The sequence below is a fragment of the Serratia sp. JSRIV001 genome (assembly GCF_019968745.1).
Taxonomy (GTDB): Bacteria; Pseudomonadota; Gammaproteobacteria; order Enterobacterales; family Enterobacteriaceae; genus Chania; species Chania fonticola_B.
In genome coordinates, this window is record NZ_CP074147.1 from 1,889,167 (window position 1) to 1,906,983 (window position 17,817).

The window sequence follows — 17,817 nt, forward strand, 5'->3', positions numbered from 1 at the left end:
AATGAGTTAAAAGTATTCAGCAGCAAGCAGCTGATTTAAATCTTTGATGCTGGATTCCTGCCACAACTTCCCCTGCAGTGCATAATAAGGCATTTCGTCCAACCATTTTTTTTGTTCATGCGTTTCAACTCCTTCGATAATCACCCGGTAATGATTCAGGTGAAAAAAACGCAGCAAGGCGCGCATCAACCCTTCACCGCCGGGCTTTTTCATAAAGTCCCACAGCAGTTGTCGATCGAGTTTTACGAAGCGGAAACGGCTGTTATACAAGGCGGAAAACCCGGCATAGCCGGAACCAAAATCGTCGAGCCAAAATGAATAATTATTCAAAGAAGGATCGTTATGGACACGGTTTTTTACCAGTCTGCTGGCGTTCTCGTTGATTTCGAAATGCAGGTAATTCATCGCGCGGATTTTATCGGCCAACACACCGTTTGCCAGCGCCTGCAGCGAATGGTCGTCGACATTGATGGTGGCAATGATCTGGTGTTGTTGAAACCAGTCTCGGTATTTTTCTATCAATTCAATTTGTTGATGCAGGATCTCAACGCGGGTTTCCCGGTCGGCCTGCTGGAAGAATTGTTCTGGAGAGAAATGCGCAAATTCGCTATCAAAAGAGAAGCGTGATAAACATTCAACGGCCAGCAGTTGCCCCGATTTGGCAAACATAGGCTGAAAAACATAATTAATGCCGTTATTTTTATCGTTAAAATCGCTGCGCATTCCTCAATCCTTTGATTGAAATTTATCTGTATGATTTTAAACAATAAACAAAGAAAAAAATGGCTGTTTATTGGTAATAATCTTATTAAAAAAAGAATCATCTTACCTGGTGGTAAATTCCCCTAAAAGATTGAAATTTCAGAGGGAACAGGCTTGCGCTCAAGATGGCTGAAAGCGCATTAACAGAGTTATATTCTGGTTTTTCGGCGTTTTATCGAATTTTTTGACCGCTAAACTTGACTAATTAAGATTATTACGAACCGGGTAAATCGTCAATATCGATCGATAGGTATTTGTTGATAGTTTTTTCCTATCGTGAGGGGCGTTATGAATGTTTTAAACGATTTATCAATGAGAATGTTCTTGGACTATATTTCGCCGGGCAATGGATTCATCGGGCTTCATTCCTGACAGGGAGTAGCATCGTTGAATGTACTTAACGGATGTATTAATTCACCGAGAGTCGAAAATATGAAAATCTCTAAGCTGTCCGCTGTATTAGCACTGACTGTATGCGCCACCGCCATTCCTTCTCTTTCAGCACAGGCTGCCGATGGTACTATTACTTTCAACGGTAAAGTGACCGACCAGACCTGTACTATCAGCACCCCAGGTGGTAAAGATTTTACCGTTACTCTGCCAACCGTATCTTCTTCTACCCTGAATGCGGTTAGCGCCACCGCGGGCCGTACTCCATTCGCAATTAACCTGACCAAATGTTCTAAAGGCCAGGTAGCAACCTATTTCGAACCAGGTTCAACCGTTGATTTCAAAACGGGTCGTTTGAATAACCAAACCAAAACCAATGCCGCAACCAACGTGCAAATCCAGCTGCTGGGTAGCAACAACCAGTTCCTGCCAATTCTGGCTGCCACCAACAACGGCGCACAGACCAACTCCCAGTGGGTTACCGTTGCCAATGAAGGTGATTCAGCAGACCTGAACTACTATGCGGAATATTTCGCAACTGCCGCTGCGGGCGCCGGTGATGTAACCTCAAACGTACAATACACCATCATCTACCAATAAGTTATTACCCGTCCATTTTATAGTTAAATGTTGTTTCCTCCCTGTGAGCATTCGGGGCGAATAGTTTCGCCCTGATAGCCTCTAATTACAGGGGGTGAAAGCACGGGTATTTATTCTGGCGGGTGGAAACTTTTCCCCCGCTGTATTTCTATAGTAGTGATATTAAAATGAAAACATCGTTTAAGAAATACAGCGTATTGCTGATGGCTGTGCTTTTCAGCAGCAGCGCTTTTGCCAGCGTTATTGTTAACGGCACTCGCGTTATTTATCCGGCCAAACAGCGGGAAGTGACCGTCCAATTGTCCAATAATGGGACCTCGCCGGCGTTGATCCAGGCCTGGATCGATGAGGGCAACGCGGAAACGACGCCAGAAAACAGCAAGGCTCCCTTTATTATTTCGCCTCCCATCAGCCGTATTGAGCCTAACGGCGGCCAGGCGCTGCGTGTTTCGCTGACGACTTCGGCATTGACGCAAGACAAAGAATCTCTGTTCTGGTTGAACGTGCTGGAAATTCCCCCTGCACCGACCGGAACGGCCGCCGACACTACGCCAGAAAACTTCCTGCAGGTGGCCTTCAGAACCCGTGTGAAATTGTTCTATCGGCCGGAAGGTCTGAGCGGCGTAGCCAATGACGCGCCAGAAAAACTGCAGTGGAGCTTCGTGGCGGGCGGTGTGAAAGTGAAAAATCCCACGCCGTTTTATGTTTCTTTCACCGAAATCAATGCCGTTGCCAATCGCAAGAAAGTCGCGCTGGCACCGCATGGCGACATGCTGGCCCCAGGCCAGGAAAAAACGCTGGCCTTTTCCGGTGACAGTTCACGCATCGCTGATATTGAGTACACCACCATCAATGACTTTGGTGGCCGGGTTCAACGCAGCAAAAATCAGCAAAAGTAACTCCTGGAAAGCCCCATGCCACGAGGTGAAGTCAGCCGGTGGGGACGCTTAATTTGGTAAAGGAATGCATGGATATGAACGAGTTACCTATCTCTGCCGCCGTCAAGTCGGCACTTTTCAATTACAGATCCATCCTGCTGTTGACCGGTAGTGCCCTTTGCCTGACCACCCCGGCATTTTCCCTGGCAGCGGCTCAAAGCGATGCCAACCAGGCCGCTGCACCGGTCGAAGCCACTTTCAACAGCAATTTCCTGGTTGGCCAGGCGCAGGGTGTGGATCTTTCGCGCTTTCGTGACGGCAACCCGGTATTGGCGGGGAAATATTCTCTGGATGTTTACGTCAATGGGGAATGGAAGGGCAAAAAGAACATCGAATTCAAGAGCGTGCCGGGTAAAGACAGTGCCGATACCTGCTTTAACCTGCTGTCTCTGGAAGAGTTTGGCGTCGATACTGCGGCAATGGGCAGCGATCCGGCGGTGACGACCAGCAGCTGCAAGCCGCTGGGGGAATGGGTGCCGGAAGCGTCTTACCGCCTCAATACTAGCACCTTGCGTATGGATGTCAGCGTTCCGCAGGTCGCGTTACGCCGTACCGCACGGGGTTATGTCGATCCGAAATTCTGGGATCGCGGCATCACCGCTGGTTTTCTGTCCTATAACTTCAACGCCTTTAATTCGCACAGCTCCAATTCCGGTGGCAACTCGGACTCGACCAACGCTTATCTGACGATGAACGCCGGGGTGAACATTGCCGGTTGGCAACTGCGCCATGACTCGAACGTGAACTGGCGTAGTCAGGAAAGCACCCATTGGCAGAACACGGCCACCTATGCGCAGCGTGCCATTCCGGCTGTGCGCGGTATGCTGACATTGGGGGATGCGTTTACCAGCGGGGACTTCTTTGATTCGATCGGTTTTCGCGGTGCGCAACTGAGTACCGACGATCGCATGTTGCCGGACTCCCTTAACGGCTATGCGCCGGTAGTGCGCGGCGTGGCGCAAAGCAACGCTCTGGTAGAAATTCGCCAGAACAACCAGTTGATCTACCAAACCACGGTAGCGCCGGGCGAGTTCGTGATAAACGATCTGTTCCCTACCGGCTACGGCGGCGATCTGGACGTGACGGTCAATGAAGCCGATGGTTCAGTGCGCCAGTTTAGCGTTCCCTATGCTTCGGTGGCGCAGATGTTGCGCCCGGGGATCCAGCGCTATGCGTTAACCGCAGGCCAAGTTCGCGATGATAATTTACATACCTTGCCCGAGATGTTCCAGGCGACTTATCAGCGCGGGTTTACCAATATTCTGACCGGCTATACCGGTGCGACCGTGAGTGACGGTTACAGCGCGGTGCTGCTGGGGAGTGCGGTGGCAACACCGTTGGGGGCTTTTGCCGTCGACGTGACTCAGGCCAACACCCGCCTGAAACAGGGCGATATGTCCGGCCAGAGCTACAAAATCAGCTACAGCAAGCTGATGTCGGAAACCAACACCAACTTCACCATTGCGGCCTACCGCTACTCGACTTCCGGCTATCTGTCACTGCGTGATGCGGTGTATGCCCGTGATAACGAGAGCCGGGGCTTAAGTGCCGATGCGGTTAACCGCCAGCGCAGTGAATATCAGCTCACGCTGAACCAGGGGCTGGGTGCCAATCTGGGATCGCTGTATATCACCGGTTCGGTGCGCGATTACTGGAACCGTGGCGGTACCTCCAAACAGTATCAGGTGGGTTACAACAACTTCATCGGCCGGGTTACCTACGGTTTGTCCGCCATGCGTACCAGCGATACTTATAACCACGACGAAACCCGTTACTTCCTGAACTTCTCGATCCCGTTCAACATTGGCTCGCAAAACATCAGCCTGAACAGCGCATTGGCGTACAACGATCAAGGCTACGACAGCAGCCGCATCGGGATTAACGGCTCCACCGGGGAGGATAACAACATCAGCTACAGCGCCACCTTGGCTAACGACCAGAGCGGCGGGACCAATACCAGTGTGAATGGGGAATACCGCAGTCGTTTCGCCACCATGAACGGTTCTTACAGCTATGGCCGAGATTTCCGCCAGTCGTCGATCGGGGCTTCCGGCAGCATTGTGGCCCATAGCGGCGGCGTGACCATGACGCCTCAGCGTGGCCAAACCATGGTGCTGGTTGAAGCGCCGGATGCAGCAGGGGCCATCGTCACCAACTCTCCTGGGGTGCGAATAGATGACAACGGTTATGCGGTGGTGCCTTATGTTGCTCCCTACCGTATGACCAACGTCACGTTGGATCCTAACGGCATGTCACGCGATGTTGAGCTGGAAAGCAGTAGCCAGCAAATTGCGCCTTATGCCGGTGCGATTGCCAAGCTGGAGTTCAAGACCATCAAAGGCCAGGCGCTGATTATCCATGCGTTAGGCCCGAACAACACGGCGTTACCTTTTGGTGCCGAAGTATTGGATACCCGTAACCAGGTGGTCGGCATCGTCGGCCAGGGCAGCCGTATCTATCTGCGTACCGAAGCGTTACAGGGGCTGCTATTGGTGAAATGGGGGACTCAGCCGACACAACAGTGTGCCGTGAACTACCAGGCCAAAGCACAAAACAGCACTGATTACGAAATTATCGAGGCGAGCTGCAAATGATCAACCTTATCCATAAATTCACCGCCATGCGCCAGCGCCCTAAACAAGCCATGCTGTTTATGTTACTGATGTTGGCCGGGCAACAGGCTTATGCTCAATGCCGGGTTAACACGACCAGGCCGCAGGACATCATCATGAACGTCGGCAGGGTATTGATTACGCCGGATACCAAGGTGGGCGATATCCTGGCCACTGGCAAATTCGATATCAGTCGGGATAACAATATTTCTTGCAGCGGTAATAGCACGTTGTACGGCCGCATTTTACAAGGTGGGCCGAGTTCGATCAGTGACAAAATCTGGACTACCAACGTACCGGGGGTGGGGCTGCGGCTTTATCGCCAGATCGGCTCGCAGGAAGGTGCCTATTACCCGCACGAGATCTACCGCAACGGCGGGGTGTATCTGGCTGAGGGGTATTTTGTGGTTGAGGTGATCAAAATTGCCCAGAATACCGGTACCGGTTCGTTAGCCCCCGGGCAGTATTCTTCTTACTATGCGGATGGGACGGGGCCTTCCAGACCGATCCTGATCTCTCACGTATTGGCGAATAGTATCACTATCGTCACCTCATCCTGTTCGGTGGACGCCGGTTCCAAAAATAAGGTGATCAACCTGAGTACGGTAGCTACTGCGGCGTTCAAAGGCGTGGGCAGTACTGCCGCAGAGCAGGACTTTTCGATTAACATCAACTGCGTAGGTGGTTCGGGGACGGAACTGTTGCCTGGTGGTACAGGGGAGGGGCTGGTGAACGTACGTTTTGACTATACCCGCGATACCTCGAATGCACCGGGTGTGCTCCAGCCGGTACAGGATAGCAATGCCGCCAGCGGCGTTGGTGTCCAACTGCTGACCGGCAAAAACTCAACGCCAATCACTAGCGGCACGGCGGTATATGCCGGGCATACCATTGCCAACCAGACCAATACCATCACCTTGCCGCTCAAGGCGCGTTACTACCAGACCGCAGCAAAAATGAAGGGCGGCACCATCAAGTCGATTGCCACCTTTACCCTAGAATATAACTGATAAGACGTCAGCCAGTTCAATACTTAAGAGCGCTGCTGCGCCCGTTTAGCGGGTGCTGAAAAGGCCAATGGGTTTAGACACCCGTTGGCCTTTTTGTTTTTAACGCTGGCCGACCCAGTTGGTGCAGCCTTCGTCTACGCATTGGCGTTTGTAGAGTGAATGCAGGCTCGGTGTGCTGTGCCGATAGCTGTGCTCTGAGGAGAGCGCCACTTCATCTTGCTGCGGCGTGCGGCGATAGACCGCCGGCGTTTCACCAAACTGCTTTTTAAAGGCCCGGGAAAATGAAGGCTGGGAATCAAAATGGAACTGCAGGGCAATGTCCAGAATCGGCCGGGGGGTAGCGCGTAATGCCTGTGCGGCCTTCGACAAACGGCGTTCGCGGATATAGCTGCCGAGCGCATGGCCAGTGGTACTGCGGAACATACGTTGCAGATGCCATTTGGAGTAGCCAGATTTTGCAGCCACGTTATCCAGCAGCAGCGGTTGATCCAGGTGGTTTTCGATCCAGTTCAGCAAATCGTGAATGATATTGGCGCGATCCATTGGTTTAATTCTCCTGCAGCGACGACATTCGGGTAACCGTCAAATGGGACTTAATAATCCAAGATTATTCTTTGATAATAGGCGCGCATCGGCAGTTACGCAAGGGTAAACTTGGATAATTGACGTGGCGAAAAATGCTCCGCAAGGGCTAGGGGTATAGTGAATTGGGCGGGGGGATAGGGAGATAGGAAGGGGCACAGCATGCTGTGCCCGTGTGGATCACTTGATGTTCATGGCGTCGCGCATGGTGAAGAACAGGTCGGTCTGATCGGTCAGCCCCACGATGTTGGCGGCATGCGGGCCATAAGCGGCAACGCGCAGCTGAGTCCCGGTATGACCCTGGGAGCCTTCTTCCGAATTGCCATAGCTGATGGTCATCACCGCGCCGTCTTTGGTGGTTAATGATTGGGTCAGCCCCGGTGCTTTAGCTTTGGCGGCAATAATCTGGCTGGAGTGAGCGTGGTCGGCGGTGACGATCACCAGGGTATTACCGTCGGCGCGGGCGAACTCCAGCGCTTTTTGTACCGCTTCATCCAGATCGACCGTTTCACCAAATTGGCCGCATGGGTTGGCATCATGATCCTGCTTGTCGATGGACGCTCCTTCGACCTGCAGGAAGAAACCGTTCGGGTTGTTCTTCAGCAACTCGATGGCTTTCTCGGTCATCGCTGCCAGCGTTGGCACATTGGCGCTGCGCTCTGGGTTATTCTCGCAGGTCACCGCAGGCTGATCGAGATTACCGTGGTAGGAGGCTTTCGGTCCCTTCCAGCGTACAGGCATATTGCCTGGCGCAAACAGGCCCAGCAGCGGCTTTTGCTGATTGGCGAGGTTAATCGCGTTCAGGCTTTCGGCATCCTCCACCCATTGGTAGCCCAATGCGGCGGCCTGGGCCTTCAGCGTTTTCCCCTGCCATTCACCGCTTTTCGCCAACTGAGCGAAGGATTTTGCTCCGCCGCCCAGCGTGACGTCGGCACGGGTTTTAATCAACTGCTCGGTGATAGAACCATGTCCGCCATTTTCCAGCGCGTTACTGGCGCATTGCTCACTGGTTTCCTCTGGGCCGTAGCACTTGCGGGAGGTTACGTGCGAAACCAGTGCTGCCGGTGTGGCATCTTGCAGCTCCGCCGTAGAGACGTTGCCGGTGGCTTTACCCGCGGCCTTGGCCAGTTCCAAAATCGTCGGTTGATCTTTGCCGTTCACATCTACGCCCAACGCGCCGTTGTAGGTCTTGACGCCGGTAGCCCAGGCGGTGGCCGAGGCGGCAGAGTCGGTGACATAGTCCGGCTTATGGCTTTTCTTATCCAGCGAGTAGTGGGTGTATTGGCCGGTTAGCGGCAAAGCATCGATCCCTTTGAAGTAACCGCCTGCGCCTTCCGCATAGTTGCGTGCGCCGGTGATTTCCGAATCGCCCATGCCGTCGCCGATCAGCAGGATCACGTTTTTAGCGGTTTTATTCGACAGCGATGCTTGCAGTGCGGCGGTTTGATCGCTTGCCAAACGGCGTGCACCGCCGGGTTCGGTAATATCGCCACGAGCCGCGCGGTTGTTGAGTTGATTGTTGTCAGCCAGGGCGGTGGAGCATAACAGAGCGGATAATAGGGCACCGGCGATCAGAGAAACGGACTGTTGCATGGGTAGGGCTCCTTGTCGTAATACAAAAATATTGTTGGCATTATTTTGTTACATCGGAGAGTAGAGCAGGAAAGTGACATTTTTATGACGAGCGAGGTGGGAAAAGGGATAGCCTTTCCTGGCAATCCCAATAGGTTATCAGACTTGGCGGGCAGGAATATTAATGCCGCGTTGTACGGCTGGTCTTGCCAGTCCACGTTCCAGCCATTGGCCAACAAGGGGGAAATTGTCGAACTCCACCACGTCGCGCGCTTCATAAAAACCGATCAGGTTGCGTACCCAGCCGAGTAGAGAAATGTCGGCAATGGTATATTCCGACCCCATAATCCAATCACGCCCTTGCAGCCGTTCTTCCAGCACACCCAGCAGCCGTTTGGACTCTTTCTGGTAGCGCTCAAACGGCCGTTTGTCTTCATATTCGCGCCCGGCGAATTTGTGGAAGAAGCCTAGCTGGCCGAACATTGGCCCCACGGACGCCATCTGGAAAAATACCCACTGGATGGTTTCATAACGTTGGGCGGGGTCTTTGGGTAACAACTTGCCGCATTTCTCTGCCAGATATAGCAGGATTGCCCCGGACTCGAACAGCGCAAACGGCTTACCGTCCGGGCCAGCAGGATCGAGGATCGCCGGGATTTTACCGTTAGGGTTGAGCGACAGGAACTCCGGCGTCCAGGTTTCATTTTTGCCGATGTCGATCAGGTGGGCCTCATAGGGTAGGCCGATCTCTTCGAGCATGATGGAAACTTTCACTCCGTTAGGGGTCGGCAGCGAGTAGAGTTGTAACCGTTCAGGATGTTTGGCGGGCCAACGTTTGGCGATCGGGAACAGGGTAATATCGGACATGATAACTCCTCGGAAGCGACGGGATCGTCAACAGGAAAACTCATTGAGTATGGCAGTAAAGCTAGCGCGCCAGGTATTCAAAGCGCCAGGCCAAAATGTGCGCTCAGTGCTTTTCGACCTGTGGCGGTCAGTTGCAGCTCACGGCTGTCTAGCTGGCGCTGAACCCATCCGCGTTTTTCAAATGCTGCTAACATGGCAGCGCCCAGTGCGCCACCGAGATGGGCCTTGCGTTCGCTCCAGTCCAGACAATCGCAGGCAAAGCGCCGCCGGGTCGGGGCCGGGGAGCAGTCGATACCCAACTGTGTCAAGGCAGCCTGCCCAGACTCACTGAGCTGATAGTCGTTATCCCCGATTAGCCAGGCCCGCGCCAGCAACTGATGATGTATTTGAACCGCGATCTCACCTGCCATGTGGTCATAGCAGGTGCGTGCATAACGTAATGAGGCCGGGGTGCTGCTTTTGACCGTTGGGCGTTCTACGCCGGCCAACGCCATCAGGCTTTCCAGCATGTCGGCCACCGGTTTGCCCGCCAGGCGGTAAAAGCGATTGCGGCCCTGTTTGACGCAGCCGATCAGGTTCTGTTCCTGCAAGCGTGCCAGATGGCTGCTGGCTGTGGATGCCGCGACGTCCACCGCCGCACTCAGCTCCGTTGCGGTATAGGCGCGCCCATCCATCAACAGGCACAGCATGCGCGCTCGGGTGCGATCGGCGATAGCGGCCGTCAGTGCGGCCAGGCGGTCTTCAAGCGTATTGTCATTCATACTTCGAGAATAACCGAAGTATTGCTGCTCGTCTAACCCGACAATGGCTGCTCTCTATGCTTATCGGAAGGAAATTGCCATGACGGCCTGCCCCTTTTCAGTTGCATCGCGGCAAGCGGTGCGTGAAGCCTTAACCCATCCTCAACTCGGCGTTCGCCCCACGGATGAGCCGGTGCCCGCAGCTTTAATTGGGACGCCCGCTCAATCGATTTTCGCCTCTCTGGTACGTATGAATGATGGTGCCGTGCAGCGTGAATTAAAGGGAGCGATCGAGGTGGCGCTGGCCGCTATCACCGATGATGAGATCCGCCAGACCACGGTTTACGTGGCTCAATGGTTAGCGGCCAGTTTGACAACGGCAGAGCAGCTCACCCGGTTTAACTACGCTTTGCCGATCTGCGTACTGGCTGACTTATTGGGCGTGGCCCATCAGGATCGATCTGTCTTGGTGGATGAGGTGTTGGACTTTGTGCGCTGTATTGCTCCTGGCGGCAGCGCAGAGCAGATGGCTGTGGGGGCGGCGGCTGCCGGGAAGTTGCAGATCCGGATGCAACTGGCTGATGGACCGTTGTTTGAACAACTGTGCCAACACATTGGCGATCGCTCGTTGGCGATCGCCAATGCCATCGGGCTACTGTTCCAAGCCTGTGAGGGGACCGCCGGACTAATCGGCCAGACGCTGTTACTGACAAGTCAGCGCCATCAACCGGCATGGGCGTTGATCCAGGCGGTGTTGCAGCAAACTCCGCCGATCCAGACTACCCGCAGGTTTGCGCGACAGGCTACATTGCTTGATGGTCAAGAGCTGGCGGTGGGGCAGAGCGTATTGGTGCAGTTGAAAACGCCGCAGGAAAGTTTTGCCTTCGGTTATGGTGCTCATCGCTGCCCGGGAGAACGTTGGGCACGGTTGATCGCCTTGGAGGGGATCGGCCATTTATTCAATCACCACCTTAAGCCCGAACTGTTAAGCCATTTTCGTTGGCGCGTTTCGCAAAATGCGCGCGTACCCGAATTTTATACTGCCGAGGAGAACGATGATGATCGCGGTGATTTTTGAACTACGGGCTGCCGCTGGGCAGCGGGAAACCTATCTAGAGTTGGCGGCGGAGCTGAAACCATTGCTGGCAGAAATTGACGGCTTTATCTCTATCGAACGTTTTCAGAGTCTGAGCGAGCCGGACAAGTTGCTCTCGCTGTCGTTCTGGCGTGACGAGGCGGCGGTACAGCAGTGGCGCAACCTGGAGCAACACCGTCGGGCCCAGGCGCGTGGCAGGCATGAGGTGCTGGAATACTACCGGCTGCGGGTGGCCGAGGTGGTGCGGGATTATGGGTTGGAACCGCGTGAAGAGGCTCCAGCGGATAGCCGCCATTTTCATCCTGATTAAATTCGTATTGATAGCTATGCTTTGGCGTTATACCTCCTCCACAATTAACCGCGCTCAGCGCGGTTTGTTATATTCAGAATGACACTTTAAAGATCGTGATAGTGATATGAGAATTTTCCTAGTAAATTGTTGATTAATCTATAGCCATACTTTATTCTATATGCGTATAAGTAAAATTTTAAGAATACTAATGTAGAAGAGTGCGCATGAGCAGTAAAATCATCTTAAATCATCATGTTATCTACGATAAAAGCTCAGGTTCTCTGACGGATATCGGGAGCAAGCATGATGAAATTGTCCTCACCACACCAGCGAATAACTGTTTACAAATTCTGTTAAAAAATAAACCTGAAATTACTACACAAAAAGAACTGTTTGAGGAAGTGTGGGAAAAATATGGCATTCCCATTAACACCAATACGCTGTACCAAAACATTGCCATGATACGAAAGGCCTTTCGGCAACTAGGTCTTGAGGAGGATATTATTATCACCATCCCAAGGCGCGGTATGCTGGTGGCAGATACGGTAGAGATTGCTGAGTATGAAGAGTGCGTTGATAGTAGGATAGGCAATGAGGCTGAAATGGCCAGTTGCACGTTGTCTACACCTACCCCTGATGATGGACTAGGTGATGTAAGTAGTCATGGCACTCTATTTCATCATAACCTTAAAAAGGTGAGCTTGGTATTTTCATTTGGCATTTTACTTTTTATTGTCATTGCCGCAGTGACTGATTTTACTTACGGTAACTATCTCAAAACACAAAGCAGATTTTATCATTACTCGTACTGGGGAGACTATAATGAATGTCAGCTATACGTTGATGGTTACTTTATAAACAAAGTGAAAAACAATGGGGGGAACTTACCCATTCAGGCTGATTTACATTGTGACAATAATGAGCGGGTTTATATCTCACTCTATACTGGTTTGCCGCGAGAGTCTTTGATTGTTTGTGATGGTGATGCTTTAGATAAAGGAAGCAGCTGTAGGTCCAGATATCGCTACTTTATTGAGAGCTAATCATGAAAAGAAAATGGTGTTTAATTGCGTCTATACTGTCACTAACGGCAGTAGCTGTCATTTTAATTGACTATATGCATAAAAGACAGCTTCGGGAAGGCATCAGCTGTTACTCACAGGTGCAATATGACTATGTCTCAGATAAAAAAACGGTTGTTATACAAGCGGGGATATTTTTCTTGTTTTCAAATGGACATGGTGTAATCTCTTATAGTGGAACACTCACCGACCAAGGCAATGAATATACCATTAAACGAGATGCCGAGGTAAGTTATACGGTGAGCAATAATAACTCATTTCTCATTCGAACCGACAAGCTCAATGTTGCGCCATTTGATACTCTGCCCGAACCCTTGGCTAAAAAATTTCTTTATAGTTATATCAGGGAGCCGAATGGCTGGACTAATGTCGGTATTCAACGTAATGGGGAAAATGGCTATCTGATATCGACGAATCCCATCCCGCAACTTTTATGTCGATTTGTTAAGTAGTCCTAAACGCAACCCTTTTTATCATTAGCTTATTACTCCCCAATTAAGGCCATGCAGATTTCGCGAGCATGGCCTTTTATTTTATGTATCTTAAACTTTCTTAAATAACGATATAATATCATTTTAAATTTAACTATGTAATTGATTTTAAAGTGATTTATATTAAATCACCTTACTTTTTATCTTTTAAGAAGAGTTCATTGCACTATTTTATAATTGGCAGCTTAAGATAATCCCCATCGCAGCTTTGTAGATGATTATTACGGTTGTGGTGCATGAATTGAGAAAGGTGCGCGTCTTGGCCACTTCTTGATCAAGTGAAGTTTAAAGTCAAAATTAACTGAATGGAAATAGTTATGAAAATGAATAAAATTGTAATGGCAATGGTGATGGCTTCCGGTATTTCTGCGTTTGGGGCGATGGCTGCAGAACCAGTAGTTGACCCGGTTAAAGAAACCGATCAGGGTAGCGGTAACATTACCTTTACCGGTTCTATTATTGATGCGCCATGCTCAATTACGCCTGAGAGTTCTAACCAAACTGTCGATCTTGGCCAGGTGTCAAACTCATTATTGGCAAAGGCGGGAACTTCTACACCACGCAATTTTACCATTGATTTGGAAAAGTGTGATACTACAACGAAGAAAAACGTCGTCATCACTTTTGGTGGTTCTAAAGATACTGAGAATGATAAGTTGCTGGGGATCACCGGTACTGCCAAAGGTGCAGGCGTTGCCTTGACTGATGGCAGCGGTACGCAAATTACGCTGGGCGTGCCTTCTACGGCACGTGGTCTGCTGGCAGGCAATAACAAACTGAACTTCTCTGCTTATCTGCAAGGTAATAAAGCCGATGGTACCGTAACGCCAGGTGAATTCTCCAGCGTTGCCAACTTTACGCTGACTTACCCTTAATAGATAGGGAAGCATAGGGTATATACCCTATGCTTCATTTTATGTGACTTAAGTGGCGGATATTAACAATGGATTGTCATGTGTAAGGTCATCCAGACTCTGTTGTTTATGACCCTGTTTAACTTTAATACGACGGTATGGGCACAGGGAACGGTTAAATTAAAAGGGGCTATTTTTGAGTCTGCCTGCGCAATCTCTCCGGATAATGCTTTTCAAACGGTTGAATTGGGGACTATTCCACTAAAAGTGCTTGAGCGCAATGGGATCAGCCAAGCCTATCCATTTAAAATAAGGCTGATTAATTGCGTTTTTTCCGACGATGGCGGGGATGGAAATAAGTCAATAGAAGTGACCTTTAGCCCTGGCAGTCATGGATATGTTGAACCTTTACAGGACCGTGGGTTTGCACTCATAGTGCAGGATGAACAAGGCCATAAAATTACGCCTGGGGTTCCTTTGCCTGATATTCCGATTGATTCAGGTGAAATGCTATTAAAATACAATATATTTTTAGTGGCTAATGGCAAGGAAGTGACATCAGGGAGCTACTACACCACGATGAATATAGTCGTTAGCTATCGATGATCCTCATTTTTTCTTAAAAGTAATCTTATTTGTATTTTGAAAATGGACCTTTATTTCTGGATTGAACTATGAATGGAATCAATAAGATTACTGTGGCGATTTTCATTTCACTACTGGGATTCAGTAAACTATCGCAAGCAATAGAATTCAACCTCGATGTGTTAGACGCAGAAGATCGAAATAACGTTGATTTATCACGATTTTCACAGCTAGGCTATGTGATGCCGGGCAATTATATTATGGCTGTTTATCTTAATGAACAGAATATTGCCGATCGTGAACAAACCATCCCCTTTTATGCTGACGCCAACGTTGCCAATACCACCAAGCTATGCTTCCCAGCCGAGTTGGTCGGCCGACTGGGCCTGACGGAAGAGGCTGCTAGCAAGGTCATTTTTTGGCACCAGAAAGAGTGTGCGGACTTCTCTGCATTACAGGGTTTGACGCTGAAGGGCGATATCGCCAGCGGTACGCTTTACGTCAGTGCTCCTCAGGCCTTTCTGGAATACAGCGATCCTAATTGGTCGCCGTCGTCCCGCTGGGATAATGGCATTCCGGGAATATTGCTGGACTATAGCTTCAACGCAGTAACCAGCAAAATGTACCAGGGGGGAAGCTCAAGAAATGCCAGTCTTAGCGGTACCGCAGGGGTTAATATCGGGCCTTGGCGGCTTCGGGGAGATTATCAGGGTAACTATGAGTTCTCCTCTGCAACACGTCAGGCGCAACGTCATTTCGACTGGAGCCGCTGGTACGCTTACCGGGCGTTACCGCGTTTGAATGCCACGCTGACGCTGGGTGAAAGCTATTTTTATTCCGATATCTTCGATTCATTCCGTTTTACCGGTGTGGGCTTGGCGAGCGATGAACGTATGCTGCCGCCTAACCTGCGTGGTTATGCCCCTGAAGTCCGCGGTATTGCTAAAACCAACGCCACGGTGACCGTTTCTCAACAAGGGCGGGTGATTTATGAAACTACCGTTGCCTCAGGGCCGTTTCGTATCCGGGACTTGAACCGTGCCGTCAGCGGCAGGCTGGATGTTCGCGTGAATGAACAAGATGGCACCCAGCAAACCTTTGCTGTGGATACCGCCAACGTTCCTTATCTGACACGGCCGGGGACGGTGCGTTATAAAACCGCCGTAGGCCGTCCTTCTACCTATCAGCATCATATAGAAGGGCCTTTGTTTGCTAGCGGCGAGTTCTCTTGGGGGGTAGCCAACAACTGGTCGCTTTATGGCGGCGCCGTTGGGGCAAATGATTATCAGGCCGTTTCTGTTGGGCTGGGGCGGAATCTGTTTATGCTGGGGGCGTTGTCGGCAGATGTGACCCAGTCGATCGCCAGGCTACCAGGGTTAGACGGCGAGAAGAAAGGCAAGTCCTATCGGCTGAGCTATTCCAAGCGCTTTGATGAATTTGACAGTGAGGTCACGTTTGCAGGATATCGCTTTTCTGAGCGTGATTTTATGTCGATGGGGCAATACCTGGATAGCCGCTTTGGGGGGAGCGCCGTCGCACACAGTAAAGAGATGTATACCATAACGGCTAATAAAAGCTTTACGGCTGCCCAACTGAGCCTGTATGCCACCTATACCCACCAAAGCTATTGGGATCGCCAGCCGGAGGACAGCTATAGCCTGTCGGTAAGCCGTTACTTTGATTTTATGGGGCATAAGGATCTGTCGCTAAACGTGTCTGCTAGCCGTAGCCAATATCAGCAGCGTTATAACGATGCCGTGTTTGTCAGCCTGTCCGTGCCGTTGGGCAATGGCCAGAGTTTGGGGTATAGCGGACAGAGTTCAAATAACCGTTTGAATCAGGCGCTGAGTTATACCAATAACGTCGATATCAATAATAACTACCGAATTGCCGCCGGGGTTAACACTCTGGGAGGTCAGCAAACGGCGACGCAGGTGAATGGCTTTTACACTCACCGTGGTGATAGCAGCGAAATCAGCCTGAATGCGGCTTACGTCCAAAATAGCACCACTTCTGCCGGGTTTTCCATGCAGGGGGGGTTAACCGCAACGTCAAAAGGGGCTGCACTGCATCCAGCAGGAACTAATGGTGGTACTCGTCTGATGCTAAGTACCGAGGGAATTGCTGGTATACCGATAGAAGGGGGGGCAGTTCACAGTAATCGCTTTGGGATCGCCGTCTTGGCGAACATGAATAGTTATTACCGCACGGATACCCGTGTAGATATTAACCAGCTTGCTGATGATGTAGAAGTCAGCAAAGGGGTGGTCGAATCGACGTTAACCGAGGGTGCTATTGGCTATCGGCGTTTTTCCTTGCTGAAAGGTGAAAAAGCACTGGCGGTAATTGTCATGCCAGACGGCAAGCATCCGCCATTTGGGGCCAGCGTGGTTAACCCAAAGGGGCGAGAACTGGCCATTGTCAGTGACGGCGGCCTGGCCTATCTATCGGGTATCACTGCCGGGGAATCGCTCAGTGTGAACTGGAATGGCACAAAAGGGTGTCAGGTATCACTGCCTAAACCATTGCTGGTTGAAGGGAATTTATTATTACCGTGCCACACCATCAAGTAATCAAGAGATCATATTATGAGTAAATCAGCTTTCATGGCGTTTGTTTTTCTCTCTATCACGTCTATTCATACGGCTTATGCCGCGATTGCTCTGGATCGCACCAGGGTGATTTATGAAGGCGGCAGCAAAGCGATTAGTTTAAATATCAGTAATGAGAATAAGCAATTACCCTATTTGGCACAGGCGTGGGTCGAGGATCATGAACAGCAGAAAGTCGCGGGGCCGTTAATGGTTACGCCTCCGATTCAGCGTATTGAACCGGGTGCCAAAAGTATGGTGAGAATTTCAGCCCTGCCTGAGGCTAAAGCGTTGCCTCAGGATCGGGAAACGTTATTTTATTTTAATCTACGCGAAATTCCTCCGCGCAGTGATAAATCCAATGTGATGCAAATTGCCTTACAGACTAAAGTGAAGCTGTTTTATCGCCCGGCTTCCATTGTGACGAAACCCGGTGCAGTTTGGCAAAATCAGTTGGTGCTGCATAAAACCGCCAGGGGTTACCAGATTGAAAACCCGACGCCTTACTACATCACCGTATCGGGGATTGCGGCGCGGGGAAAAGGCCGTGAAGACAACGGCTTTGTGCCGGTAACTTTGGCGCCGAAAAGCCGTACCGATGTGAAATCAACAGTCTATGACGCGCCTGTTGTCACCTATATCAACGATTACGGTGGGCGGCCTGAACTGGCATTTACCTGCGTGCAGCAGCGCTGTAGCGTGAACGGCACAAGGTGATGAAAGCCTTGGATCTCATTAAATGGGGATTGGTTA

General features: G+C 50.8%; 17 protein-coding genes. 12 read left to right on the forward strand and 5 right to left on the reverse strand.

What is annotated here, in order from left to right:
- Positions 1-6: 6 nt before the first annotated feature.
- Positions 7-723, reverse strand: a complete 717-nt coding sequence (locus KGP17_RS08620; protein WP_223499160.1) for an EAL domain-containing protein — start codon at positions 721-723, stop codon at positions 7-9.
- 471 nt (positions 724-1,194) lie between these two features.
- Between KGP17_RS08620 and KGP17_RS08625 the strand changes: the two genes are divergently transcribed.
- The 4 genes from KGP17_RS08625 (at position 1,195) to KGP17_RS08640 (ending at position 6,312) form a co-directional block, all read left to right on the forward strand.
- Positions 1,195-1,752: a fimbrial protein gene (locus tag KGP17_RS08625; protein ID WP_021180549.1), complete on the forward strand. Its 558-nt coding sequence runs from the start codon at positions 1,195-1,197 to the stop codon at positions 1,750-1,752.
- Positions 1,753-1,919: 167 nt separating this feature from the next.
- On the forward strand, positions 1,920-2,651 hold the full coding sequence (locus tag KGP17_RS08630) for a molecular chaperone (protein WP_021180550.1): 732 nt from the start codon (positions 1,920-1,922) through the stop codon (positions 2,649-2,651).
- 74 nt (positions 2,652-2,725) lie between these two features.
- Positions 2,726-5,284, forward strand: a complete 2,559-nt coding sequence (locus KGP17_RS08635) for a fimbria/pilus outer membrane usher protein (protein ID WP_059201996.1) — start codon at positions 2,726-2,728, stop codon at positions 5,282-5,284.
- On the forward strand, positions 5,281-6,312 hold the full coding sequence (locus KGP17_RS08640) for a fimbrial protein (RefSeq protein ID WP_059200288.1): 1,032 nt from the start codon (positions 5,281-5,283) through the stop codon (positions 6,310-6,312). The genes KGP17_RS08635 and KGP17_RS08640 overlap by 4 nt, the downstream gene beginning before the upstream one ends.
- Positions 6,313-6,411: 99 nt before the next feature.
- Here the strand turns inward: KGP17_RS08640 and KGP17_RS08645 are convergent, their stop codons facing one another.
- The 4 genes from KGP17_RS08645 to KGP17_RS08660 all read right to left on the reverse strand — a co-directional run bounded on the left by KGP17_RS08645 (position 6,412) and on the right by KGP17_RS08660 (position 10,094).
- On the reverse strand, positions 6,412-6,855 hold the full coding sequence (locus tag KGP17_RS08645; protein ID WP_021180553.1) for a helix-turn-helix domain-containing protein: 444 nt from the start codon (positions 6,853-6,855) through the stop codon (positions 6,412-6,414).
- Between the two features lie 219 nt (positions 6,856-7,074).
- On the reverse strand, positions 7,075-8,487 hold the full coding sequence (gene phoA / locus KGP17_RS08650) for an alkaline phosphatase (RefSeq protein WP_223499161.1): 1,413 nt from the start codon (positions 8,485-8,487) through the stop codon (positions 7,075-7,077).
- 138 nt (positions 8,488-8,625) lie between these two features.
- A complete protein-coding gene (locus tag KGP17_RS08655) occupies positions 8,626-9,333 on the reverse strand; it encodes a glutathione S-transferase N-terminal domain-containing protein (protein WP_021805092.1) in 708 nt (235 codons plus the stop codon).
- 77 nt (positions 9,334-9,410) lie between these two features.
- Positions 9,411-10,094, reverse strand: coding sequence for a helix-turn-helix transcriptional regulator (locus KGP17_RS08660; RefSeq protein WP_059200291.1), 684 nt, complete (start codon positions 10,092-10,094; stop codon positions 9,411-9,413).
- A 79-nt stretch (positions 10,095-10,173) separates the two neighbouring features.
- Between KGP17_RS08660 and KGP17_RS08665 the strand changes: the two genes are divergently transcribed.
- From KGP17_RS08665 to KGP17_RS08700, 8 genes are all read left to right on the forward strand, one after another.
- Positions 10,174-11,151 (forward strand): cytochrome P450, encoded by a 978-nt coding sequence (locus tag KGP17_RS08665; RefSeq protein ID WP_223499162.1) that lies wholly within the window; start codon positions 10,174-10,176, stop codon positions 11,149-11,151.
- Positions 11,132-11,479: an antibiotic biosynthesis monooxygenase gene (locus KGP17_RS08670; RefSeq protein WP_209524092.1), complete on the forward strand. Its 348-nt coding sequence runs from the start codon at positions 11,132-11,134 to the stop codon at positions 11,477-11,479. Before KGP17_RS08665 ends, KGP17_RS08670 begins: the two co-directional genes overlap by 20 nt.
- Positions 11,480-11,685: 206 nt before the next feature.
- Positions 11,686-12,504: a winged helix-turn-helix domain-containing protein gene (locus KGP17_RS08675; protein ID WP_223499163.1), complete on the forward strand. Its 819-nt coding sequence runs from the start codon at positions 11,686-11,688 to the stop codon at positions 12,502-12,504.
- Positions 12,505-12,506: 2 nt separating this feature from the next.
- Positions 12,507-12,995 (forward strand): hypothetical protein, encoded by a 489-nt coding sequence (locus tag KGP17_RS08680; protein WP_223499164.1) that lies wholly within the window; start codon positions 12,507-12,509, stop codon positions 12,993-12,995.
- 356 nt (positions 12,996-13,351) lie between these two features.
- Positions 13,352-13,909 carry a fimbrial protein gene (locus KGP17_RS08685; RefSeq protein ID WP_021805087.1) on the forward strand — a complete coding sequence of 186 codons (558 nt, stop codon included), beginning with the start codon at positions 13,352-13,354 and terminating at the stop codon, positions 13,907-13,909.
- Between the two features lie 78 nt (positions 13,910-13,987).
- Positions 13,988-14,494: a fimbrial protein gene (locus tag KGP17_RS08690; RefSeq protein WP_223499165.1), complete on the forward strand. Its 507-nt coding sequence runs from the start codon at positions 13,988-13,990 to the stop codon at positions 14,492-14,494.
- Between the two features lie 68 nt (positions 14,495-14,562).
- The gene (locus KGP17_RS08695; RefSeq protein ID WP_223499166.1) at positions 14,563-17,046 is read left to right on the forward strand and encodes a fimbria/pilus outer membrane usher protein; all 2,484 of its coding nucleotides are present in this window, start codon (positions 14,563-14,565) and stop codon (positions 17,044-17,046) included.
- Positions 17,047-17,061: 15 nt separating this feature from the next.
- Positions 17,062-17,781, forward strand: coding sequence for a fimbria/pilus periplasmic chaperone (locus KGP17_RS08700; protein WP_223499167.1), 720 nt, complete (start codon positions 17,062-17,064; stop codon positions 17,779-17,781).
- Positions 17,782-17,817: the final 36 nt, after the last annotated feature.